The 1,101-nt window shown below is 40.9% G+C and carries 1 protein-coding gene; it reads left to right on the forward strand.

The window, feature by feature from the left end; genetic code table 11:
• Positions 1-15 precede the first annotated feature (15 nt).
• A partial coding sequence (locus EHO65_RS04575) for a SpvB/TcaC N-terminal domain-containing protein (RefSeq protein ID WP_425269325.1) occupies positions 16-1,101 on the forward strand: 1,086 nt, incomplete at its 3' end.

The following is a 1,101-nucleotide window of genomic DNA, read 5'->3' on the forward strand; positions in this document are numbered from 1 at the left end:
AATTTAAAAACTTTTTTGAAGCGCTGGATTATTGCAATTATACTGCCTGTTCTTTTAACTTCTTGTTCAGGCGGATCAGGAATAATGGATCGATTGTTCCGATTTGCGGGAGTTGTTCCTTCGGGAACTTCTTTTCTGTCTCCAGGTTCAGCACCTGCACCTGAAGGAAGTGATCTATTTTCTATTTCCACAAACTATAGCGAAGCGATCGATGATCCGGAAACGAAAGCAGATGCTTTAGCCGGAGCGTCATTTATCGCACCACCTGAACCGAATAATTTCGGAGCAGTTTCTTTAAATTATCCAATCCAGGTTCCCGCAGGAAGAGCTGGAGTTCAGCCCGGTCTTGCGTTATCTTACTCTTCTACTGGAGGAGACGGATGGACTGGGATCGGTTGGAGTATAGGACTTGGAGCAATTACAAGAACTCCTGAATATGGAGCTCTATTCTATGATTCCAGAGATACATTTACTTGGAACGGAAAAAGACTCATCAAAGTTTCCGGTTCCACTTCCAATGAGAACGGGGTGTATAGACCCGAGATCACGGAAGAAGATTTTGCATTATTAAAATTAACGAATATAGAGAACGGGGGAACCTGGGAGGTTTTGGATTCTGGCGGAACCAAAACGATCTTTGGAGATTCTTCTTCCAATCGGATCTATGATCCAAATCAGATCTCCAGAACATATAGTTGGTATCTTTCCAAAACAGAAGATCGGAACGGAAACTATATGCAAGTTACCTACGATACTTCCAATTATTCAGAAAAACGAAACTTATATATTCAAGAGATCAAATATACCGGCAATAGCAGAAGCGGATTTCCTGCAAAACAATACGTTAAATTTATCACAAAGTCCAGAGGTGATTCGTATGTGAGTATGGCTCCCGGGTTTACTATGGTCATGGATAAACTTCTGGATAAGATAGAAGTTGGTTGGACAGGCGGAAAACTTTGGACATACACAATGGTGTATGATACTTCTTTCGATTCAGGAAGACCAATTCTTAAAACTGTAGATTCGGATCGCCATACTACAAAACCTGAATTCAAATACAGTAGTTCTTCTCGTGTATTAACTTGGCAGAATATAGCA

The organism is Leptospira andrefontaineae, assembly GCF_004770105.1.
GTDB lineage: Bacteria > Spirochaetota > Leptospiria > Leptospirales > Leptospiraceae > Leptospira_B > Leptospira_B andrefontaineae.